General features: G+C 36.0%; 17 protein-coding genes. 13 read left to right on the top strand and 4 right to left on the bottom strand.

Going from position 1 to position 22,644, the window contains the following annotated elements:
* The first annotated feature begins 232 nt into the window (after positions 1 to 232).
* The 4 genes from NG655_RS03290 to NG655_RS03275 all read left to right on the top strand — a co-directional run bounded on the left by NG655_RS03290 (position 233) and on the right by NG655_RS03275 (position 6,927).
* The gene (locus NG655_RS03290) at positions 233 to 3,319 is read left to right on the top strand and encodes a SusC/RagA family TonB-linked outer membrane protein (RefSeq protein ID WP_252157922.1); all 3,087 of its coding nucleotides are present in this window, start codon (positions 233 to 235) and stop codon (positions 3,317 to 3,319) included.
* Between the two features lie 3 nt (positions 3,320 to 3,322).
* Complete coding sequence (locus tag NG655_RS03285; protein WP_252157921.1) at positions 3,323 to 4,786, top strand: RagB/SusD family nutrient uptake outer membrane protein; 1,464 nt, start codon at positions 3,323 to 3,325, stop codon at positions 4,784 to 4,786.
* A gap of 107 nt (positions 4,787 to 4,893) precedes the next feature.
* Positions 4,894 to 5,631, top strand: coding sequence for a 23S rRNA (guanosine(2251)-2'-O)-methyltransferase RlmB (gene rlmB / locus NG655_RS03280; protein WP_252157920.1), 738 nt, complete (start codon positions 4,894 to 4,896; stop codon positions 5,629 to 5,631).
* A gap of 18 nt (positions 5,632 to 5,649) precedes the next feature.
* Entirely contained in the window at positions 5,650 to 6,927 is a 1,278-nt protein-coding gene (locus tag NG655_RS03275) for a replication-associated recombination protein A (RefSeq protein ID WP_252157919.1), read from the top strand.
* Here the strand turns inward: NG655_RS03275 and NG655_RS03270 are convergent.
* Both NG655_RS03270 and trkA read right to left on the bottom strand, forming a co-directional pair.
* Positions 6,924 to 8,420, bottom strand: coding sequence for a TrkH family potassium uptake protein (locus NG655_RS03270; protein ID WP_252157918.1), 1,497 nt, complete (start codon positions 8,418 to 8,420; stop codon positions 6,924 to 6,926). The two genes, NG655_RS03275 and NG655_RS03270, sit on opposite strands and share 4 nt — an antisense overlap.
* A 1-nt stretch (position 8,421) precedes the next feature.
* Positions 8,422 to 9,771, bottom strand: a complete 1,350-nt coding sequence (gene trkA, locus NG655_RS03265; protein WP_252157917.1) for a Trk system potassium transporter TrkA — start codon at positions 9,769 to 9,771, stop codon at positions 8,422 to 8,424.
* Between the two features lie 160 nt (positions 9,772 to 9,931).
* Here trkA and ubiE point away from each other — a divergent pair, with 160 nt between their 5' ends.
* Complete coding sequence (ubiE, locus tag NG655_RS03260) at positions 9,932 to 10,663, top strand: bifunctional demethylmenaquinone methyltransferase/2-methoxy-6-polyprenyl-1,4-benzoquinol methylase UbiE (protein ID WP_252157916.1); 732 nt, start codon at positions 9,932 to 9,934, stop codon at positions 10,661 to 10,663.
* Position 10,664: 1 nt separating this feature from the next.
* The gene (gene porT / locus NG655_RS03255) at positions 10,665 to 11,414 is read left to right on the top strand and encodes a type IX secretion/gliding motility protein PorT/SprT (RefSeq protein ID WP_473700866.1); all 750 of its coding nucleotides are present in this window, start codon (positions 10,665 to 10,667) and stop codon (positions 11,412 to 11,414) included.
* 1 nt (position 11,415) lies between these two features.
* Here the strand turns inward: porT and NG655_RS03250 are convergent, their stop codons facing one another.
* The gene (locus NG655_RS03250; protein WP_252157914.1) at positions 11,416 to 12,129 is read right to left on the bottom strand and encodes a TrmH family RNA methyltransferase; all 714 of its coding nucleotides are present in this window, start codon (positions 12,127 to 12,129) and stop codon (positions 11,416 to 11,418) included.
* Positions 12,130 to 12,131: 2 nt separating this feature from the next.
* Between NG655_RS03250 and tamL the strand changes: the two genes are divergently transcribed.
* The 7 genes from tamL (at position 12,132) to rpe (ending at position 20,983) form a co-directional block, all read left to right on the top strand.
* Positions 12,132 to 14,711 (top strand): translocation and assembly module lipoprotein TamL, encoded by a 2,580-nt coding sequence (gene tamL / locus NG655_RS03245; RefSeq protein ID WP_473700863.1) that lies wholly within the window; start codon positions 12,132 to 12,134, stop codon positions 14,709 to 14,711.
* Positions 14,712 to 14,763: 52 nt separating this feature from the next.
* Positions 14,764 to 15,834, top strand: a complete 1,071-nt coding sequence (fbaA, locus tag NG655_RS03240) for a class II fructose-bisphosphate aldolase (RefSeq protein ID WP_252157912.1) — start codon at positions 14,764 to 14,766, stop codon at positions 15,832 to 15,834.
* 14 nt (positions 15,835 to 15,848) lie between these two features.
* The gene (accD, locus tag NG655_RS03235) at positions 15,849 to 16,715 is read left to right on the top strand and encodes an acetyl-CoA carboxylase, carboxyltransferase subunit beta (RefSeq protein WP_252157911.1); all 867 of its coding nucleotides are present in this window, start codon (positions 15,849 to 15,851) and stop codon (positions 16,713 to 16,715) included.
* A 65-nt stretch (positions 16,716 to 16,780) separates the two neighbouring features.
* Entirely contained in the window at positions 16,781 to 17,050 is a 270-nt protein-coding gene (rpsO, locus tag NG655_RS03230) for a 30S ribosomal protein S15 (protein ID WP_252157910.1), read from the top strand.
* A 109-nt stretch (positions 17,051 to 17,159) separates the two neighbouring features.
* Entirely contained in the window at positions 17,160 to 19,304 is a 2,145-nt protein-coding gene (locus NG655_RS03225; protein ID WP_252157909.1) for a polyribonucleotide nucleotidyltransferase, read from the top strand.
* A gap of 110 nt (positions 19,305 to 19,414) precedes the next feature.
* Positions 19,415 to 20,278 carry a sigma-70 family RNA polymerase sigma factor gene (locus NG655_RS03220; RefSeq protein ID WP_252157908.1) on the top strand — a complete coding sequence of 288 codons (864 nt, stop codon included), beginning with the start codon at positions 19,415 to 19,417 and terminating at the stop codon, positions 20,276 to 20,278.
* A gap of 54 nt (positions 20,279 to 20,332) precedes the next feature.
* Positions 20,333 to 20,983, top strand: a complete 651-nt coding sequence (rpe, locus tag NG655_RS03215; protein ID WP_252157907.1) for a ribulose-phosphate 3-epimerase — start codon at positions 20,333 to 20,335, stop codon at positions 20,981 to 20,983.
* A 69-nt stretch (positions 20,984 to 21,052) separates the two neighbouring features.
* On the opposite strand, the gene NG655_RS03210 is transcribed toward rpe, so the two are convergent.
* Complete coding sequence (locus NG655_RS03210) at positions 21,053 to 22,402, bottom strand: OmpA family protein (protein WP_252157906.1); 1,350 nt, start codon at positions 22,400 to 22,402, stop codon at positions 21,053 to 21,055.
* Between the last annotated feature and the right edge of the window lie 242 nt (positions 22,403 to 22,644).

Raw genomic sequence — 22,644 nt, 5'->3', positions numbered from 1 at the left:
TAATTTAAAAAATGTTAAAATTTTGATAAAATTAGAAGTTTACGAGTAATAAAATATGGTTAAATAAGACCAAAATACCCTTAAAATTGGGCAATAATACAGATCCAAAATTTATCTAAACTCAACAATAACAAGGGTTTTGTTTAATAATTTAAATTTAAAGTGAAACAATTAGGTGGTATTCTTAATATTTCATATTTTCGTTAACAAATTATTAACTATATATATTAATATGAAAAAACTATTACTATTAACGTCTGCAATGATGCTTGTAGCATTCAGTGCATTGGCGCAAAAAACAGTAACAGGTGTTGTAACAGATGACAGTGGTCTTCCACTTCCTGGTGCATCTGTTGTAGAGCAAGGTACCACTAATGGTGTCAGTACTGATTTTGATGGAAACTACTCTATCGAAGTTTCAGAAGGAGCTGTACTTGAGATCAGCTTCATGGGCTATCAAACTTCATCTCAAACAGTAGGGTCATCAGATTCTATCAGTGTTTCACTTGAAGCTGACAATGAACTAGATGAGGTTATTGTTTCTGGGGTTGCAGATGCAACTTCTAGAAAGAAACTTTCTGTAACAGTAGCTTCTGTAAATGCGGATGATATTGAAGCAGTACCTGCTAGTTCTGCATCTGGAGCTTTAATGGGGAAAGTAGCTGGGGTTACAATTACTAATCTTGGACGTCCTGGAGCTGGAGCAACTATCGTATTGAGAGGTGCTACTAACTTCTATGGATCTCAAGAGCCTTTAGTTATTCTTGACGGTGTATTTGTAGAAGGTGGTCTTGGTGACATCAACGTTGATGACATTGCATCTTTTGAGATCGTTAAAGGAGCATCTGCTTCTTCTCTTTATGGTTCTCGTGCAGGTAACGGGGTTATCGTAATTACTTCTAAAAGAGGTAAGATTGGTAAAACTGAAATCACATACAGAACTGAGACTGGATTTAATGAAATCACAAACTTCATTAAAACTAACCAATCTCACGCATGGGAGTTAGCTGATGACTGGCAACAGTATCAAGGGCAATACACGAAATTAGCTGGGATGATTTACCCAGAGAACTTCCAAAGTGTATACGCTGCTGCAGGGGATCAATATGTAGGTGGAGCTAGAACTCTTTCTGCTGACGGTTACTCAGATAATCCTTTTGGAGTTTATAATGACTTCCAAAGCTTATTCTTTAAAAAAGGTATGAACACTACGAACTACGTTTCTGTTAGTTCTGGTGACGAGAAAACTTCAACTTTATTCTCTTTCGAAAACTATACTAACGAAGGGGTACTAAACGAAACTGAAGGATATAAAAGAACAAGTATTCGTGCAAACATTGATTACAACATCAATGAAAAACTAACGTTTTCTGCATCGAATGCATTCATTCAAATTAGAGACTACGCTCCAGGTATTGGTTCAGAAGGGTACAGAACTGTAAGTCGTTTAAGTCCTGATGCTAATCTTACGTTAGACAATCCTGATGGTCAGCCTTACTGGTATAATCCTGATCCACACGAAAGTGAGATTGATAACCCACTTTATCAATTAGCTACACCTGATCGTTTAGCTAAGCAATCTCGTTTCTTAGGAGGTTATAACTTACGTTACAACATTTCACCAGTATTAACTGCTGAATTAGAGTACTCTTTTGAAAGTGATAACTACAGATATAGTAGCCACAATCCTTACAGTACATACATTACAACTGGTGATCCTGTAGGATTTGGATATAGTAAAGGTAGCTTGTACAAAAACAACTACTACCAATTATCTCAAAAGGCTCAAGCTACTCTTAACTACAGACAAGAGTTTGGTGACTTTGACGTAAAAGCAAAATTAAGTTACTTAGCGGAAGATAATTCTTACGAACAATTTAGTGCTAGTGGTAACGATTACCTTTACTCCGGTCTTCCTTCTTTAGACAACTTTGATGGTGAAGATGTAACTGCTAATTCTGACGTTACTGTAGTACGTGCACAGAACATGTTCTTCATTGCAGGTGTTACTTACAAAGAAAAATACATCATGGATGCTCTAGTACGTCGTGATGGTTCTTCTTTATTCGGTGTTAACGAAAAATGGAACAACTACTCTCGTATTTCTGCTGCATGGCGTATATCTGAGGACATAACGATCCCTGGAGTACAAGAAATGAAAGTTAATGTAGCGTACGGTACTTCGGGTCAACGTCCTGGATTTAACTGGCAATATGAGCAAACTGCTCTAAGCGGTGGAACATTAAGCTCGAACCGATTAAAAGGTAACCCAGACTTAAAGCCATCTTTATCTGCTGAAACAGAAATTGGACTTAACGTAAGTTTCCTTGATCGTTTCACTTTAGAAGCAGCTTACTCTGATGCAGAAACTTCTGATCAGTTTATGCTTGTTGGATTGTTCTCTCCTGCAAATGCTGGAAAAAACAGACAATGGCAAAATGTTGGTGATCTTCAAGCAACAACTATTGAAGCAACTATAAAAGCTAACGTTTTGAATACTGAAAACATGCGTTGGGATGTTGGTGTAAACTACGCTAGCACTACAAACCAAATCAATGCTCTTAACGCTCCACAACAACAAGTTGGTTCTGATGCATTATTCTTACTTAAAGAAGGTATTGAATTTGGAACGATGTGGGGTAGATCTTTTGTTTATAACCTAGCAGATATGGCTGCACAACTTCCTGATGGTCGTACAATTAGTGAATACGAAGTTAACGCTGATGGTGTTGTTGTTGAATCTGCACTTGTAGGTACTGTTGACGAAGCTGCTATCACTAAAGTTGATGAAGATGGTGTTGCTGTTTTTGAGGAAATTGGAAATCAAAATGCTGATTTTAGAGTTGGAATTACTTCTAACTTCTCATATAAAAATATAGATTTCTATATGTTATGGGATTGGAAATCTGGAGGAGACATCTACAATCGTAATGCGCAGTGGAATACTATTTCATCTCGTAATGCAATCGTAGATCAGGCTGGGAAACCAGAGAATGAGAAAAAGACACAAAACTATTATGGGTCTTTATATGACGTAAACAGAGCTAACAAGTTTTGGGTAGAAGATGGTTCGTTTGTTAAATTAAGAGAGGTTAGTGTTTCCTATAACTTCGACAGAGAAATGCTTGCTAGAACTAAGTTCATCAAGGATGCTAAGTTGAGCCTTATCGGAAGAAATCTTTTAACATTTACAGATTACCAAGGATGGGATCCTGAAGTAACCAACTACAGTAGTGATACGCAACAGTATTTCTCAGTTGATTACGGAGTTTACCCTACTCAAACTTCTTACTCATTATCACTAAAATTAAAATTTTAATCTATGAAAAGTTTATTTAAAAATTTAGTTTATGTTTCATTTATGTTCCTAGCTGTAGTAAGCTGTGATTCATTTGAAACAGAACTAGAGGTTGAAAACCTCGAAAACCCGAATGACAACATCCTTACAAGTGACCCGGTTGCTTTAGAAGCGACTGCGGCAGGATTGTTCAATGCTATTTATATGACAACTTCTAACTACTATGGTCCAGGTATGGCATTGAACACAATGGCTGATGCTTCTTCTTGTTCTTGGGGTAACGTTGGAATGCGTGACCTTTCAAGTGAACCACGTGTAGCTTGGAACAATGGGGTTGCTTATGGTAACCAATTCATTACTAATGACTTTTTTAATGCACTATATTCTAGTCTTTCAGATGCGAATACACTTGCATTAGCTGTTTCTAATGGTACTGACTTTGGAGACAATACTAACCTAATTGATGCAATGGCTAAATTTGGTCAAGCATTAACAATCGGATACAACGCTCTTATTTTTGATAAAGTTTGGTTATCTGACGAAACTGGTGTTGTTGGTGATGACGCTGCTGGTTATGCTGCTGCAATGGATTTTGCATTGGCTAAATTAGATCAAGCAATTGCAATCGCAAATTCAAACAGTTTTACTGTTCCAGATAGCTGGTTAAACGGTGGTGGAGACATGTCAAGTGCTGCATTTGCTAAAATTATGAGCAGCTACGGAGCTCGTTTATTAGTTGGTAATGCTCGTAACAGCTCTGAAAGAGCTGGAACAGACTGGGCAAGAGTTAAATCTTACGCTCAAGGAGGTATTACTACTGATTATGATATTTATCATGATGATACCGTATGGTATGACTATTTCAAAACGTACTTAGTTTACCCAGGATGGGCTAGAATTGATCTACGTGTTATTCACGCAATGGATCCAAGTTACCCTGACTACTGGCCAGCTGGTACTACTATTCTTGACCCAGCAACTTCTGCTGATGCAAGATTAGAGTCTGACTATGAATACCTTGCAGGTCAAAACTTCAGACCAGAGCGTGGTGAATATCACTACTCTTCTTACCGTTACGGTCGTTACAATACATACATCAGTGAGTGGACTGTTCCAACTGTTGAGCTACCTGTAGCTGAAACAGAAATGTACTTAGCTGAAGCTGAGCACAGATTAGGAAACAACGCTGCTGCTGCTGCAATAATTAACGCGGGTACAAGAACTACACGTGGTCAACTTGCTCCTGTTGGAACTGGTGCTGCTGAAGTACTTGCTGCTATTCGTTACGAAAGATTAGTTGAAATGCCACTTGCTTCAATGGGAATTTCTTTCTTTGAAATGAGAGGTTTTGACAATCTTCAAGCTGGAACTTTATTACATTTCCCTGTTCCTGGGAAAGCTTTAGAGTCTATCCCTGCAGACAACTATACATTTGGTGGTACTCAAGGTACTCCTGGTGTTGACGTATCTAATGGAGGTTGGAGATAATATTTTGAAACTACTATAAATTAACCCGCCAAGTTGGCGGGTTTTTTTTTACCCCAATATTTCTTTTACAAAACATAGGAAACAACTAGCTTTGAAAAAATTTAAAAATGGATAAACAAGAAATCTTCGGCGTACGCGCTATAATAGAATGTATAGAAGCAAACCAAAATCTTGAAAAAGTGTATTTGCTAAAAGATCAAAGAAGTCCCTTGTTTAAACAGTTAGAAAATTTACTTCGAGAAAAAAAAGTTGCTCACAGCTATGTTCCTATAGAAAGACTTGACCGTTTTTCTAATAAAAATCATCAAGGAGCTGTAGCAACCATCTCCCCTATCTCGTATGCAAATCTTGAAACTTTAATCGAAGAAGTATTAGCGGTTAACAATACTCCTATTTTTCTTTTATTAGATAATATCACAGACACCCGAAATTTGGGCGCAATTATAAGAAGCGCTTCAGCAACTGGAGTTTCTGGAATTATATTACCACAAACTGGAAGTGCTCGTATCAACTCAGATACAATTAAAACCTCAGCGGGAGCATTATTTACTGTGCCCATTGCTAAGGTGGATCACCTAAAGGACGCAATTTACCTTTTACAAGCGCACGACATAGCACCTGTAGCTATTACAGAAAAGGCAGCCGATACCGTTTATGAAAAAGACTTGCAAAAACCTGTAGCACTTATCATGGGATCTGAAGAGCGTGGAATTTCCAGAGGTATTTTAAATATTGTAAATGAAAAGGCTAAACTCCCGATGGAAGGAGCTATAGCTTCTTTAAATGTTGCCGTTGCTTGCGGAACTGTTCTTTATGAAATAATCCGACAACGAAAATTCTCTTAAGTTGATTATATTAGTGCTATGATAGCACCCTTAGCAGAACGCATGAGACCGCATACTATTGAAGAGTATGCAGGACAACAACATTTAGTTGGTGCTCAAGGTGCATTACGTCCTATTCTTAAAACAGGGCAACTACCTTCTTTAATCTTTTGGGGACCTCCAGGGACCGGAAAAACAACTTTAGCCATGTTGATGTCTAAAATTATTGACCGCCCATTCTACAGTCTCTCTGCTATAAATTCTGGCGTAAAAGAAGTTCGTGATATAATTGAAAAAGCGAAAAACAGCGGTGGCCTTTTTACACAAAAAGGACCTCTCCTTTTTATTGACGAAATACATAGATTTAGTAAATCGCAACAAGATTCGCTTCTTGGAGCGGTTGAAAAGGGATTTGTAACGCTAATAGGAGCAACTACAGAAAACCCAAGTTTTGAAGTAATAAAGGCCTTGTTATCGCGATGCCAAGTATACACTCTTAAACCTCTTTTAAAAGAAGATTTACAAGAACTTCTTAAAAGAGCATTAGAGAAAGATGAAATTCTAAAACAAAAAAAAGTAACCCTAGTTGAAGATCAGGCCCTATTAAAACTATCGGGTGGTGACGCACGTAAAATGTTATCTTTATTAGAATTGGTTGTAATGAGCCAAGAAGGAAAAGAGATTGATATTACGGATGAAATTGTCCTTGAAAAAGCACAAACCAAAACTGTTTTATTTGATAAAAATGGGGATCAACACTACGATATAATCTCTGCTTTTATTAAATCTATTCGGGGCAGTGACCCAAATGCTGCTGTTTATTGGTTAGCTCGGTTAATAGAAGGAGGTGAAGATGTTAAATTCATTGCAAGAAGATTATTAATCTTAGCTTCTGAAGATATTGGCAACGCAAATCCAACCGCTCTTGTGCTTGCAAATAATACATTTCAGGCCGTAACTGCTATTGGATATCCAGAAGCAAGAATAATCCTTTCTCAATGTGTAATTTACTTGGCTACTAGTCCTAAAAGTAATGCAAGTTATTTAGCAATTTCAAAAGCTCAAGAAATAGTAAATGAACATGGTAGTTTGCAAGTTCCTCTTCCCTTAAGAAATGCTGCCAGTTCCCTTATGAAAGATTTAGATTACGGGAAAGGATATCAATACGCTCATGATTACAATTTAAATTTTGTTAATCAAGAATTTTTACCGGAAGAACTGAGCAATACCAGAATATTTGAACCCGGCCAAAACAGCAAAGAAAATGCAATTCGTTCTTTTTTAAAGGAGCGTTGGGAGGATAAATATGGATATTAATGTTTCTTCCAGAAAAATGGGGTAAATAGAATTAGAACTGTAAACAGCTCTAATCTTCCCAATAGCATTAAAAAAGAAGCCCACCATTTTCCTAAAAGAGGTAGATCGCTATAAGAAAAAGCGGGTCCATAACTTCCTAATGCGGGACCAACATTCCCTAAACTAGAGGCAGCAACTCCAATAGCTGATTCAAAATCCAAACCGAGAAAGCTGAAAATTAAAGCTCCAATGATGAAAGAAAGCATATACAAAATAAAGAAAGCATATATGTTATGGATTACTTCCTCTTTGAGGATAGAGTTGTTATATCGAGGTTGAATAATTGCATTGGGATGCAAAGCTCGTTTGAATTCCAAAAAACCACTTTTAATCATCAATAAGTGACGCACACCTTTAATTCCTCCTGATGTTGAACCCGCTGAACCTCCCATAAACATCAATCCAAAAAATAGAATGGTAAGAAAAGGAGTCCAGGAAGTGAAATCAGCTGAAACAAAACCGGTTGTAGTTATTACAGCAACTATTTGAAAAAAAGCATGCCTAAAAGAACTTTCAAAGATTCCTAATACCTGAGGGTGCTCAAACGAACTCTTAGTTATATCGACAGTACTATAAAGAATTACAGTAACCAAAAGAGTAACTACAGCTATAAATTTTATAAAAAACTTAAACTCTTGATCCCTCAATATTTTTTGAATTTTACCTGTAAAGGCAAAATAACTTAAAACAAAATTAGTACCTGCAATCAGCATGAAAAAAGTAATAATATACTGAATTACAGGAGTATCATTCCAATAAGCGACACTTGAGTTTTTAGTAGAGAATCCACCTGTAGACACAGTACTCATAGCGTGGTTTATTGCATCAAAAAAACTCATACCAGCCACGGACAGAAGTAAGGTTTCAGCTAAAGTGAAACCTACATATATAAACCACAAACGTTTTGCAGTGTCTGTTATTCTTGGATGAAGTTTATCGCTACTTGGACCTGGAGCTTCTGCTGTAAAAAGCTGCATCCCACCAATCCCTAGCAAGGGTAAAATTGCAATTGCAAGAACAATGATACCCATACCACCGATCCAATGAGTTGTACTTCGCCAAAACAAAATACCTTTTGGCACAGATTCTATGTCGGTTAATATTGAAGAACCGGTTGTAGTATATCCTGACATGGTTTCGAAGAATGCACTTGATACGTCTGGAATTACTCCACTAAATATATATGGAAGCATACCGGAGAGTGACATTAATACCCAGCCAAAACTCACAATGATATATCCTTCTCTTTTTTGAATTTGCTTCGTATGATTTCTAGACAAAAGCATGATGAACAATCCTAAAAATAAAATCAAAAAAGCTGATGATGTTATTTCAACGGTAACTCCATCCTTGGTTACCAAACTAACCAAAGAAGATAATAACATAAACCCACCGTTAAATAGGAGAAGTACCCCCATTAGGTTTGCTATAATTTCTTTATTTATTTTATGCATTCTACAAGAATAAGCTTTCTACTTTTCTAATGGCTCTCGGAAGGCAGCATACGACCACTCGGTCTCCAGCTTCAATGGTATAATCACCTAAGACAATTTTACCGTCACCATTTTTAATAACCCCTCCAATAGTTGCCGATCTTGGGAAATCAATATCACGGATACTTAAACCGTTTACTTTAGAATCAGGTTTTACTATAAATTCTAAAATTTCTGCGTTCATATTAGTAAGTGTTGTCATATCAACAACTTCTCCTCTTCTTATATATCTAAATATGGTATTTGCTGTAAGAAGTTTTTTATTAATCAGCGTGTCAATTCCTACAGAATGAGATAACTGAAAATAATCCATGTTTTCTACTAGAGCAATGGCCTTCTTTACTTTTTTAGATTTTGCCATCAAACAGGACATGATGTTTGTTTCAGAATTTTCTGTTACAGAAATAAAAGCGTCCATTGATTCAATATCTTCTTCATCGAGCAAATCTACACTTCTACCGTCTCCATGAATTACCATAGCATTTGGCAACTGGTCCGCTATATCAAACGCTTTCGCTTTATTTTGCTCTACTATGGTAACTCTAAATTTCTTTTCACACAACTCCCTCGCTGTATTTAGGCCAATTTTACCTCCTCCAAGAATCATAACATTTTTAATTGATTCTTTTGTTTTACCAGTTAGCTTGTATAATTCTTCAACCCCTTCTTTCAGTGTTATAAAATAAACCTGATCATGAGCTTCAAACACAGTATCACCACGAGGTATAATAGTATACTGGGTACCTTTTCGCTGTAATGCAATAGGCATGAAATGCAAATCCGCGAAAATTGTAGCAGCCTCCTTAATTGATTTTCCAACGAAAGGAACAGTAGGACCTAGTGTAGTTCCAATAAGCGTTAAAGCTCCTTCTTCAAATTCATAACTATCGCTAAAAGCAGACTGATCTAACAATTGTTGAATCTCTACCGCTGCTAATTCTTCTGGAGAGAAAAGCTCATCTACTCCCAGGTCAGAAAAACTGACTCCATCGGAGGCATTTATAAACTCTATACTGGATATACGCGCAATTGTTTTCTTGCAGCCCAACTGTTTCGCAAGCGCACAAATCGTAATGTTCGTGGTCTCTTGTGCAGTAACGGATATAAAGAGATCAGAATCTCCAACATTTGCTTCCCTAATTAGAGTTAAAGAGCAAGCATCACCCTTTATAGTTTTAATATCAAGATTATTTTCAGCGTAATTGAGACGCTCTTTATCGGTATCGATAAGAGTAATATCTTGGGATTCGAAAGAAAGGAGTTTAGCAAGATGAAATCCTACTTCTCCAGCCCCTGCGATAATTATTTTCATAGAGTAATATTAAATAAACTCATAGCAAATATACTAATAAGTTTATTGTTCGATTAAAAAACCTTAACTACCGTCTCAAATTATGATTTAATTTAATTCTGAGATAATAAAAACACTAAAATAGTTGATAAAATTTCTTCATTATCTATCTTTGCAACTTATGAAGAAGAGCGTTACACCCTATGCTAACCAGCAAGATTCCAAGAAGAAACAAGTCACTCAAATGTTTGATGGCATTTCGACTAATTACGATTTTTTAAATCGTATGATTTCTCTAGGAATTGATATAAAATGGAGGAAAAGGGTTGTAAAACTTTTAATTGACAAAAAACCAGAAACAATTCTTGATATTGCTACAGGAACTGGAGATTTAGCAATTGCTCTTGTTGAAACTAAAGCTGCTAAAATTGTTGGGTTAGACATTTCGCCAGGCATGTTATCTGTTGGAAAAGATAAAGTCAAAGAGCAGAAACTTGACCATACCATTGAAATGGTTATTGGAGACAGTGAAGCATTAAATTATGAGGATCATACTTTTGACGCGGTAACGGTTGCTTTTGGGGTTAGAAACTTCGAAAATTTAACGGTTGGACTTTCTGAGATATTCAGAGTTTTAAAACCTGGAGGAACGTTAGTTGTTCTTGAAACAGCTGTTCCGACCAAATTCCCCTTCAAACAAGGATATCAATTTCACACTCAAGTAATCGTTCCTTTGATGGGAAAACTATTTACCCGAGATCGTGCAGCGTACAAATACCTCTCTAATTCTGCAGCAGTTTTTCCACACGGAAAAGATTTCAACAATATTTTGGAAAAAACAGGGTTTATAAAGGTAGAAGACAATCCACAAACCTTAGGGGTGTCTTCAATATATTGTGCTACAAAACCCTAATCTGTTAAACAGAAACAAACTCTTACTTTTACTTTTCCTTTTGGGAGCAGGTACCCTATGCGCCCAATACCCAACTATTAGGGAGCGTGTTCAAAACCTTCAAGATTTTGATCAAAAATTTTTACACTACGGATATTTCGTCGGTTTTAATAATTACGGTTACAAAATAGAATACGACAAAACGTATTCAGGGCCTTCAGCACTCAATGGAAGAGGACTTCCAGACATAGAATTAGTCAAAAACACAGGTTTTAATGTTGGATTAATTGGCGACTTAAGAATTAATAAATATTTAAACCTTCGCTTTGAACCTGGTTTATATTATTCTCAAAGAGATTTATTATACCCGGAAGCAACTCCCAATCTATTGACAGACCAAGATCGAATAAGGGAAGTTAAGTCCACCTATATTCACCTACCACTTTTAGTAAAGTTTAATTCAATTCGAGTCAATAATTTCAAACCCTATGTTGTTGGTGGAATATCGACTTCTTTTAATCTTTCTAGTAATAAAAAAAGTAGTGACGACAATTCGAGTAATGTTTTTAGAGTTCAAAGTCAGACCTATAACTACGAAATTGGTTTTGGGGTAGATTTTTACCTCCCTTATTTCAAGTTTTCACCCTCGATTAGAGGGGTGTTTTCTGTAGACAACGAAATTATTCAGGATGTAGATCCAAACAGTCCTTGGACCTCAAACATTAACAATCTATTTACCCAAGGACTTATCATTAATTTTACTTTCGAATAGTTTAAGGTCTAAACGCCTGTCCCAAAACAATAGAGGCAGCAACAGCAACATTTAAACTTTCAGTTCCTTCTTTTACTCCAAATTGAGGAATCGTTAATCTATGCTGAGCACATGCGATCACTTCGTCAGAAATCCCATGAGACTCACTCCCCATAACAATAATTCCGTCTGCATCTATTTCTTTGTCATAAATAGATTCACCCTCTAAGAGTGTAGCATAGATTGGTTTATTTGTATTTTCGAGATAAGAAACCAAATTAGTATAAATACAATTTACTTGACTTAAGGAACCCATGGTTGCTTGAACAACTTTAGGATTATAACAATCTACAGTGTTTTCGGAACATACTAAAGTAGAAATACCAAACCAGGAACAAAGTCTAATGATCGTTCCTAAATTCCCTGGGTCAGTAACTCCATCCAGAACAACAACTCTTCCCTTTTCAGAACTTATTTTATTCTCTGGAATTCTAAAAACCCCCAGCATTGTACTGGGCGATTTAAGCAACGTCATCCGATCCATATCCTTAGAACTAATTAATACAGACTCCTGATTAGAAATTTGATTTATTGAATAGAGAGATTCTGTTTCCCAACCAGAATTCAGCAAATCAAGAACTGTTTTTTCACCTTCTGCAATGAAGAGTTTTAAATCTTTCCTGTCCTTTTTATTTCGCAAACTTTTGATTCGCTTGATTTCATTCTTCGTAATCATAAATGATGTATTTTTGCCTTAAACTCTTTAACACTTTGAAAGGTAGCTTCACAAAAATAATCATAATATGCATGTTATCCTTATGCTTCTACAAATGTAGCAGCATAAAAAACATTCCTCAGCATAAAAGTTTATTGGTTAATGAAAGTTTTGTGTTAAATGGGGTCCCCTTAAATCAGGAACTATCAAAACAATTAAGCCTATATCCTCCAAACTCATATATCTTAGGAGTTCCCGCTAAGTTGCATTTATTCAATCTTGCCAAAAAAAATTCTGACAGTTTATTCGATGTTTGGCTAGATAAAAAAGATAATCGCAGAGAAAAGCTAACGAGAGTTTATTCAGATAAACAGATAAAACAATTAAGAAAATACAGAAATAACTTTAATTTTTGGTTGAAAAAATCAGGAGAACCCCCATCAGTTTTTTATGAAAATAATACATTAAAAACCATAGAGAGAATAAAACAGTTCTACAAAAACAAAGGCTATTTCAATGTTGCTGTAAAAACTGAAATAGACACTATAGGAGTTCAAAAAGTAAAAATTAAATATGCTATAGAATCTGGAAAGGTGTTTACTATATCCAAGAAATTTAAAACCATAGCTTCCGCAGATCTTGACTCTCTCTATACAAGAAATCTCAAAAGTAGCTTTTTAAAAGAAAATTCGGTTTTTGAGGTTGAAAATTTCACCCTGGAGCGAGAGCGATTATTAAAACTTTTTAGAAATAATGGAATTGAAAATTTTCAACAAAAATCCATCCGTTTCAAAGTATACCTAGACAGCTTGGGAAAAGATCTTAAGATTCCGATTGATATAATAATTCAGAACGAAGCAAAAAGAGATCAGAATAAAATTTTAGAAGTTCCTTACGTAGTTCAAAAAGTAAATGATGTAAAACTTTATATTGAAAATCCAACAAAAGATTTTTCTGTTTACACCGATACCTTAAAATATAATTCACTTACCATTTTATCAGATGGTAAACTTAAATATAAGCCTAAAGCCCTAACCAGTGGGATCTTTATAAAAGAGGGGTTACCCTACAGTGACAAAGCTCGGTCTGAAACCTACAAATACTATTCTGACCTTAAAGTTTTTAAATATCCAAACATTGATTTTTCTTTAGACCCAAAAGACTCTTTAGGACTTGTATCGTCTATTTACCTCACCCCTAGAGACCCATTCTCTGTTGGGTTTGACCTCGATTTATCGCATTCAAACATACAATTCTTTGGAATAAGCTTGGGAAGTTCAGTAATTAGCAGAAATGTATTTAGGGGAGCTGAAATTCTAGAACTTGGCCTCAAAGGCACCATTGGAGCTTCAAAAGATGTTGCCGACGAGAATGATGACTTCTTCAATATTTATGAGTTTGGTGGAGATCTAAAACTCAAAATACCCCGAATGGTTTTTCCTTTCAATAGATCTGTATTTAAAAACTACTTCGAGAACCCTAGCACCAATATAATTATCGGTAGTTCTTTTCAGCAAAATATAGGTTTAGACAAACAAAACTTTATTGGAACTCTCGAATATCAATGGAGGAAAAAAAGTACAGATAAATTCAACCTAAAATTACTTGATCTTGAATTTGTAAATAACAAAGCCATTTCGAATTATTATAATGTCTATCGAAATTCTTATGATCGATTGAACACCATTGCTAGAATATTAAGATTTGATGCAGACTTTATTACAGAAAATGATAACCTAACAATTCCAGCCGGAACTACAGACTTTATAAATAAAGTAATAAATGGCCAAACTAGATTAGATGAAAATGATAGCTATTACCGCGATGTTCGAGTAATTCAAGAACGCGAAAAAAGACTTACTTCGAACAACCTTATCTTTAGTACTGCGTTTAGTTTCAATCGAAATACACAAGAAAATATTTTTGATGAAGATTTTTCACAGCTGCAGCTAAAAATTGTTTCAAGTGGAAATCTTTTAATGGGACTTTTAAATTTAAGTGGTAAAGAAAAAAATGAGAATCAGAAGGTAGAATTTTTAGATGTACTCCCCTCTCAATTCATTAAAACAGAATTCAATTATATAAAACACTGGAGCTTAGGTACTGATCAAGTGCTTGCAATGCGATTATTTTCAGGAATTGCAATTCCATATGGTAATTCAGACAACATCCCCTTTACACGTTCTTACTTCGCTGGAGGGTCGAACGACAACCGAGCTTGGGAAGCCTATAAACTGGGCCCCGGAACAGGCGAGAATTCAAATGAATTTAATGAAGCAAACTTTAAAATTGCTTTAAACATAGAATATAGATATCCTATTTTTGGCCCCCTAAAAGGCGCCTTTTTTATAGATGGAGGAAATATTTGGAACGCACTCGACGACATAGAAGATCCCAAACAAAGTTTTGACGGATTTAAAGATTTGAGTGAGATTGCTATTGGAACCGGATTTGGATTACGTTATGATTTTGACTATTTTGTTTTTAGACTAGATACTGGATTCAAAACTTATGATCCTTCACAAAATAAGGAAAATCGTTGGGGAAATCAGATTTCTTTGAGCAGAGCAGTATTCAATATAGGAATTAATTACCCCTTTTAAAAAAAACTATTACATTTGAGGCTTCAAAACATTAAACACTAAAAAAACCATTATGAGTTCAAAAATCCCTTCGGGAGTAATTACAGGAAAACAAGTTCAAGAAGTTTTCGCATTAGCTAAAGAGAAAAAATTTGCTCTTCCAGCAGTAAACGTGATTGGTAATAATACTGTAAACACAGTTTTAGAAACAGCTGCAGAGCTAAACAGTCCTGTTATTATTCAGTTTTCTAACGGTGGTGCTATTTTTAACGCAGGGAAAAGTTTAGACAACACAGATCAAAAAGCAGCTATTGCAGGTGCTGTTGCAGGAGCTAAGCATATTCATGAATTAGCTGAAGCTTATGGTGCAACGGTTATATTAAATACAGATCACTGTGCGAAAAAACTACTCCCTTGGATTGATGGATTATTAGATGCAGGTGAAAAATTTTATGCGGAAACTGGAAAATCATTATACAGTTCCCACATGATCGATCTTTCTGAAGAATCTTTAGAAGAAAATATTGAAATCTGTAAAACCTACTTAGCACGTATGTCTAAAATGGGTATGACCCTTGAAATTGAATTAGGAATTACTGGTGGAGAAGAAGATGGTGTTGACAATAGCGACGTAGATGTTTCTAAATTATACACGCAACCAGAAGAAGTAGCTTATGCATTCGAAGAGTTAAGAAAAGTAAGTGATCAATTTACAGTTGCTGCGGCATTTGGAAATGTACACGGTGTTTACAAACCTGGAAACGTAAAACTTACTCCTAAAATTCTTAAAAACTCACAAGAGTTTATAAGTGAGAAATATAATTTACCAGCGAATACAGTTGATTTTGTATTCCACGGTGGATCTGGATCTTCAGTTGAAGAAATTCGTGAAGCAATTGGCTATGGTGTTATCAAAATGAACATAGACACAGACTTACAATTTGCCTTTACAGAAGGTATAAGAGATTATATGGTGGATAACGTTGAATACTTAAAAACTCAGATTGGGAATCCTGAAGGAAAGGATCAACCAAACAAAAAATATTACGATCCAAGAAAATGGTTGAGAATTGGAGAAGAAACTTTCAAACAAAGATTGAAACAAGCATTTGAGGATTTAAATAATATCGATACATTAGCTTAAACAAAACGGAAGAAATGAGTTGGTTTAAACGTAGTGAACAGGGAATTCAGACCCGAACTGAAGAGAAAAAGGATATTCCTGTAGGTCTCTGGTACAAGACTCCTACTGGGAAAATTGTAGAAACTCAAGAACTTGCAGAAAATTTTTATGTAAGTCCTGAAGACGAATATCATGTTCGGATTGGGAGTAAAGAATATTTTGATATATTATTTGACGACAATCAATTCAAAGAACTTGATGAGAACGTTGTATCCAAAGATTTCTTGAACTTTAAAGACACTAAAAAGTATAAAGACCGCCTGAAACAAACTACTAAAAAGTCTGGACTCAAAGATGCTATTCGAACTGCAGTGGGTAAATCCAACGGTAAAAAAGTAGTAATTGCAAGTATGGACTTTGGATTCATTGGCGGGTCGATGGGTTCTGTTGTTGGAGAAAAAATTGCTCGAGCAGTAGACTACGCTATCGAAAAGCATTTGCCTTTAATCATCATTTCTAAGTCCGGAGGAGCACGAATGATGGAAGGAGCTTTTTCGTTGATGCAACTAGCAAAAACAAGTGCTAAACTGAGTCAGTTAGCAGAATCTAAACTTCCTTACATCTCACTCTGCACAGACCCAACAACGGGTGGAACAACAGCTTCTTTTGCAATGCTAGGCGATATCAACATTGCGGAGCCGGGTGCATTGATTGCTTTTGCTGGACCTCGTGTTGTTAAAGACACAACCGGAAAAGATTTACCAGAAGGATTCCAGAGAAGTGAATTCCTTCTTGAAAAAGGATTTTTAGATTTCATCGCCCACCGTAAAAATCTAAAAAGAGAGATAAACCTTTATATCGACCTGATACTAAATCGACCGGTTAGAAGTGAGGTTAAATAAAAAATAAGTGTATATTTGCACCGCTTAATAAAAAGCATACATAACAATCATTAAATAATATTAGCATGTATATTTCAAAAGAAATCAAAGAACAGATTTTCGAAAAACACGGAAAATCAAAAACTGACACAGGAACTGCAGAAGGGCAAATCGCTTTATTCTCGTTCCGAATTAACCACTTGTCAGAACACTTAAAAAGTAACAGAAAAGACTTTAACACAGAACGTTCACTAGTAAAACTAGTAGGTAAAAGAAGAAGTCTTTTAGATTATTTAAAATCTAAAGACATTACACGTTACCGTGCAATTGTTAAAGAATTAGGTTTACGTAAATAATCCAACTTAATTTCCTTACGGAATAATAAAAGCTGAATCCTAGTTTTTCATTGGTACCCTACAACGACAACACAACAAACTGTTTAGGTTTAACATAAATGAAAAAAAAATGATTCCAAAAGTTTTTAAAGAGGTTATAGACCTCGGAGATGGAAGAGAAATCTCTATCGAAACGGGTAAGCTAGCAAAGCAAGCTCACGGTTCAGTTGTAGTGCAAATGGGTAAAGCCATGTTGTTATGTACGGTTGTATCTAATTACAAACAAGCTGATGTAGACTTTCTACCACTAACGGTAGACTATCGTGAGAAATTTGCAGCTGCAGGTCGTTATCCAGGTGGATTCTTTAAAAGAGAAGCTCGTCCTAGTGATGGTGAAGTACTTACCATGCGTTTAGTGGATCGTGTATTACGTCCATTATTCCCAAAAGATTATCACGCAGAAACTCAGGTTATGATTCAGTTAATGTCTCATGACGAGGAGGTTATGCCAGACGCCTTAGCTGGATTAGCTGCTTCTGCTGCAATTCAATTAAGTGACTTTCCATTCGAATGCGCTATCTCTGAAGCTCGTGTAGCTCGTGTTGATGGAGCATTTGTAATTAACCCAAGCCGTGCTCAATTAGCAGCATCTGACATCGACATGATGATCGGAGCTTCTGCAGATTCAGTAATGATGGTTGAGGGAGAAATGGATGAGATATCTGAAGAAGAAATGGCTGATGCAATTAAATTTGCTCATGATGCTATTAAAGTTCAAATCGATGCTCAATTACGTTTAGCTGAAGCTTTCGGAAAGAAAGAGGTTCGTGAGTATGAAACTGCTGAAACCAATGAAGATTTACAGCAACGCATCCACGACATGGCGTACGATAAATGTTATGCTATTGCGAAGAAGGGAACTTCTAAAGCAGAACGAGGAGCTGCATTTGCTGAGGTAAAAGAAGAAGTAAAAGCTTCTTTCACTGAAGAAGAAATGGAAGAGTTTGGCCACCTAGTGGGCGGATACTATAATAAAGCAGAAAAAGAAGCCATTCGTGAGTTAACTCTTAGCGAAGGAATTCGTTTAGACGGTCGTAAGACGGACGAAATTAGACCAATTTGGTGTGAAGTAGATTATTTACCCTCTACGCACGGTTCGTCTATTTTTACACGTGGAGAAACACAAGCTTTAGCAACGGTTACTCTAGGAACATCAAGAGACTCTAACAAAATAGACATGCCTTCTTACGAAGGTGAAGAAAACTTTTACTTACACTATAACTTCCCACCTTTTTGTACTGGAGAAGCGCGTCCTCTTAGAGGAACTTCTAGACGTGAAGTTGGTCATGGTAACTTAGCACAACGTGGTCTAAAAGGAATGATTCCTGATGACTGTCCTTACACAGTGAGAGTTGTGTCAGAGGTATTAGAATCTAACGGATCTTCTTCTATGGCAACTGTATGTGCTGGAACAATGGCAATGATGGATGCAGGTATTAAGATTACAAGACCAGTTTCTGGAATTGCAATGGGTCTTATTTCTGATGGAGATCGTTATGCTGTATTATCTGATATCTTAGGAGATGAAGATCACTTAGGAGATATGGACTTTAAGGTAACTGGAACTACCGAAGGTATTACTGCTTGTCAGATGGATATAAAAATCAAAGGATTGTCTTACGAAATACTTGTAAATGCGTTAAAGCAAGCACGAGCAGGTCGTTTACACATCCTAGACAAGATTGTAGAAACTATCGAAGCTCCTGCTGCTGATGTAAAAGAGCATGCACCGAAAATGATCAACAGAAGAGTTGCAAATGAATTCATCGGAGCTTTAATTGGCCCTGGAGGAAAAGTAATACAAGAACTTCAAAAAGAATCTGGTTGTACCATTGTAATCAATGAAGACCCAGTTACAGAAGAAGGTATTATAGAGATTTTAGGAACTTCACCAGAAGGAATTGCAATGGTTGAAGCTAAAATTGATTCCGTAACATTCAAGCCGGTTGTAGGAAATTCTTACGAAGTAAAGGTGATTAAAATGTTAGACTTTGGAGCTGTTGTAGAATATACAGAAGCACCTGGGAACGAAGTATTACTTCACGTAAGTGAATTAGCTTGGGAACGAACAGAAAATGTATCCGATGTTGTAAACATGGGAGACATTATGCAAGTAAAATACTTTGGTATTGACTCAAGAACTAGAAAAGAAAAAGTTTCTAGAAAGGCCTTACTTCCTCGTCCAGAGAGAAAAGAAAAGCCTTCGAAAGACTAATTTTTTAAGGAGAATAAAAAAAACCACTCATTGAGTGGTTTTTTTTTGCATTGGATGTAACATTTTAAGATTTTGAACGTATAAGTATATAGACCTAATATTTATATTGAATGAGACAACTTAAAATTACCAAACAGGTAACCAACAGAGAAACGGCTTCCTTAGATAAATACCTTCAAGAAATTGGAAAAGTAGATCTAATTACTGCTGAAGAAGAAGTAGAGTTAGCACAGAGAATTAAAGCTGGAGATCAAGTTGCTCTTGAAAAACTTACAAAGGCAAACCTTAGGTTTGTTGTTTCTGTTGCAAAGCAGTACCAAAACCAAGGACTTACTCTTCCTGATTTAATTAATGAAGGAAACCTTGGATTAATCAAAGCAGCTAAGCGTTTTGATGAAACTCGTGGATTTAAATTTATCTCCTATGCCGTTTGGTGGATTCGCCAGTCCATTCTTCAAGCGTTAGCAGAACAATCTAGAATTGTACGATTACCGTTGAATAAAATTGGTTCGATTAACAAAATCAATAAAACATACGCTTTTCTAGAACAAGCACATGAAAGAGCTCCTTCTGCAGAAGAAATTGCAAAGGAACTAGACATGACAATCAACGACGTAAAAGAATCTCTTAAAAACTCGGGAAGACATGTATCGATGGATGCACCACTTGTTGAAGGAGAAGATTCTAACCTATACGATGTATTGAATAGTGGTGAATCTCCAAATCCAGACAGAACCCTTCTTCATGAATCTCTGAAAACAGAAATTGAGCGTGCATTAGAAACATTAACTCCGAGGGAGGCAGATGTTGTTCGTTTATATTTCGGACTTGGAGAACAACATGCTATGACTCTTGAAGAAATTGGAGAAACTTTTGATTTAACGCGCGAACGTGTTCGTCAGATAAAAGAAAAAGCAATCCGAAGACTGAAGCATACTTCTAGAAGTAAAATCTTAAAAACATATTTAGGATAACTGAACTAGCAACCTTCGGGTTGCTTTTTTTATAACTAAAAACTAACTATTAAAATGAATACACTTATAGCTCCTTCGGTTCTTGCAGCCGATTTTGCAAATCTTCAAAAAGATTCAGAAATGTTGAATAAAAGCCAAGCAGATTGGTTTCATATAGACATTATGGACGGCGTATTTGTTCCAAATATTTCTTTTGGAATGCCTGTTTTAAAAGCAATTGCTAAACACGCAACTAAACCTCTGGATGTACACTTGATGATTGTTAATCCTGATCAGTACATCGAAACTTTTGCAGCCTTAGGATCTGCAGTATTAACTGTTCATTACGAAGCATGTGATCATCTTCACAGAACCCTTCAGAAAATTAAATCATGTGGAATGAAAGCTGGAGTTGCTTTAAATCCGCATACTCCCATTTCGGTATTAGAATCCATTATAAAAGACATTGATGTTGTTTGTATAATGAGCGTAAATCCTGGTTTTGGAGGACAATCGTTTATTGAGGAAACCTACACAAAAGTAAGGGCACTGAAAGCTCTGATTACAGAAAAAGGAAGTACTGCGTTAATTGAAATTGACGGTGGAGTTACCAATAAAAATGCAAAACAACTGGTAGACGCAGGAGCAGACGTTTTGGTGGCAGGGAGCTATGTCTTTGGAGCAGAAGACCCAATGAAAACAATAGAGGGACTTAAATCTTTATAAAGCTCATTAAAAAATAATAAAAAAGGGGTGAGCTTACGTTCACCCCTTTTTTATGTTTATGAAGTACGTTTAAATATTCGCTTTAAACTCTACGCGTCTACTTTTACTTTTATCCTCAACAGCGTCATCACCATTAATTGGCATAGACTCTCCTAGAGGCTTAACTACTAAACGACTAGAATCTACTCCTAGTTCGATTAATTTAGCTTGTACAGCCTCTGCTCTCTTAAGAGATAACTTTTGATTGTACTCTTCAGAACCATCTGTAGAAGCATGACCTTCTATTATGATGCTTGCTTTCGGGTTTTCGTCTAAAACTTTTTTGATCTCAGCAAGAGCAGTCATAACTTTCTTACCCATAAGTTTAGCACTTTCGGCAGCAAAGAAGATACTAGAACCAACTTCGTTTAATTGCGCTACAACAGCAGCGGATGTATCAGGGCAACCTGCTCCTTCAACAGTTCCTGCTTCTTCCGGACAAGTGTCATCTTTATCTAAAACTCCATCTCCATCCGTATCTGGCCAAGGACAACCTTTATTCTCGGCATCACCAGCTTCTTGTGGACATTCGTCTTCAGCATCGGCTATTCCATCCTCATCTGCATCAGGACAACCATTTAATTCAACTAGTCCAGCTACCTCTTTACAAGCGTCATCTTTATCTAACACTCCGTCACCGTCAGTATCAGGGCACCCATTATTTTCTTTAGGACCTGCTTCTTCAGGACAGTCGTCTAAATTATCTGGAATTCCGTCTGCATCGGTATCAGGACATCCTTCAAACTCTTTAAGTCCAAATACATCTGGACACTTATCTTTTTTATCAGAAACACCATCTTTATCAGCATCTCCAGCACCTAAACCATAAGCAAAACCAGCAGTATGCTGTAAATAATTTCCTTTAGGTGCATCTTGTGTAGCTCTATAACTAGATTCTACAAAAGCACTGAATCGATCATTGAGTCTTAAATTCAAACCAGCACCTCCAAAGTAGGTGTCGGTTGCATTAGCTGCAGAATTAAAAGAACTCCCGTCGTTTCTTCCGATAGAAGATCGTCCAAAACCTGCCTTTAAAAATGGACTAACTTTAGAATCTCTTGCAAAACCATATTTCAGGGCAGCATCGATACTTAAAAATTCCGCATCAGAACTACCAGCCTCATTAATTAAAGAGTTAAATGAAAACTGACCTCCTAGAGAAAGGCCTCCATAAATTGTTCTGAAAACAGAAAGTGAAGGAACACCTATACTTTGGCTTTGGTAGTCATTTTGTAATAAAGCATTTGTATTCCCAGTAAAATCTCCTTGTAAACCAACAGAATTAAAACCAGCTGATATCAACCAAGGATTATCTGAATTTTGTGCATTTACTGTTCCGATAAATAGAAGAACTAATGCTGTTAATTTTAAACTTTTCATATATAGTTATTTAATATTTTTAAATTTTGAAGCAAACATACATAAAATAAATATCAGTTTTCTTTATTTTACTACTGCAATTACACGCAGCAATTTACTGTGGATATGTAGTTTGCACCGACTATATAAACGTATTTAAGACTATTTTATTATGTCATAATAGGAATTTAACTTAAAACTTTAGAATAAAATCAAAAGTGATAAAAATAGTATCTTACAGAATAAACAATTTATCTATAAAT

The organism is Candidatus Arcticimaribacter forsetii, from assembly GCF_910589745.1.
Taxonomy (GTDB): Bacteria; Bacteroidota; Bacteroidia; order Flavobacteriales; family Flavobacteriaceae; genus Arcticimaribacter; species Arcticimaribacter forsetii.
Note: the sequence above shows the minus strand (reverse complement) of the source record. Positions and strands in the feature narration are given on the sequence as shown.

Bases quoted from the DNA above. Each gene is read 5' to 3' on its own strand.
- NG655_RS03275 (WP_252157919.1), top strand. From the start codon at position 5,650: ATGATAGCACCCTTAGCAGAACGCATGAGACCGCATACTATTGAAGAG.
- rlmB (WP_252157920.1), top strand. From the start codon at position 4,894: ATGGATAAACAAGAAATCTTCGGCGTACGCGCTATAATAGAATGTATA.
- NG655_RS03285 (WP_252157921.1), top strand. From the start codon at position 3,323: ATGAAAAGTTTATTTAAAAATTTAGTTTATGTTTCATTTATGTTCCTA.
- NG655_RS03250 (WP_252157914.1), bottom strand. From the start codon at position 12,129: ATGATTACGAAGAATGAAATCAAGCGAATCAAAAGTTTGCGAAATAAA.
- rpsO (WP_252157910.1), top strand. From the start codon at position 16,781: ATGTATATTTCAAAAGAAATCAAAGAACAGATTTTCGAAAAACACGGA.
- NG655_RS03210 (WP_252157906.1), bottom strand. From the start codon at position 22,402: ATGAAAAGTTTAAAATTAACAGCATTAGTTCTTCTATTTATCGGAACA.
- trkA (WP_252157917.1), bottom strand. From the start codon at position 9,771: ATGAAAATAATTATCGCAGGGGCTGGAGAAGTAGGATTTCATCTTGCT.
- accD (WP_252157911.1), top strand. From the start codon at position 15,849: ATGAGTTGGTTTAAACGTAGTGAACAGGGAATTCAGACCCGAACTGAA.
- NG655_RS03225 (WP_252157909.1), top strand. From the start codon at position 17,160: ATGATTCCAAAAGTTTTTAAAGAGGTTATAGACCTCGGAGATGGAAGA.
- NG655_RS03290 (WP_252157922.1), top strand. From the start codon at position 233: ATGAAAAAACTATTACTATTAACGTCTGCAATGATGCTTGTAGCATTC.
- fbaA (WP_252157912.1), top strand. From the start codon at position 14,764: ATGAGTTCAAAAATCCCTTCGGGAGTAATTACAGGAAAACAAGTTCAA.
- ubiE (WP_252157916.1), top strand. From the start codon at position 9,932: ATGAAGAAGAGCGTTACACCCTATGCTAACCAGCAAGATTCCAAGAAG.
- NG655_RS03220 (WP_252157908.1), top strand. From the start codon at position 19,415: ATGAGACAACTTAAAATTACCAAACAGGTAACCAACAGAGAAACGGCT.
- tamL (WP_473700863.1), top strand. From the start codon at position 12,132: ATGATGTATTTTTGCCTTAAACTCTTTAACACTTTGAAAGGTAGCTTC.
- NG655_RS03270 (WP_252157918.1), bottom strand. From the start codon at position 8,420: ATGCATAAAATAAATAAAGAAATTATAGCAAACCTAATGGGGGTACTT.
- rpe (WP_252157907.1), top strand. From the start codon at position 20,333: ATGAATACACTTATAGCTCCTTCGGTTCTTGCAGCCGATTTTGCAAAT.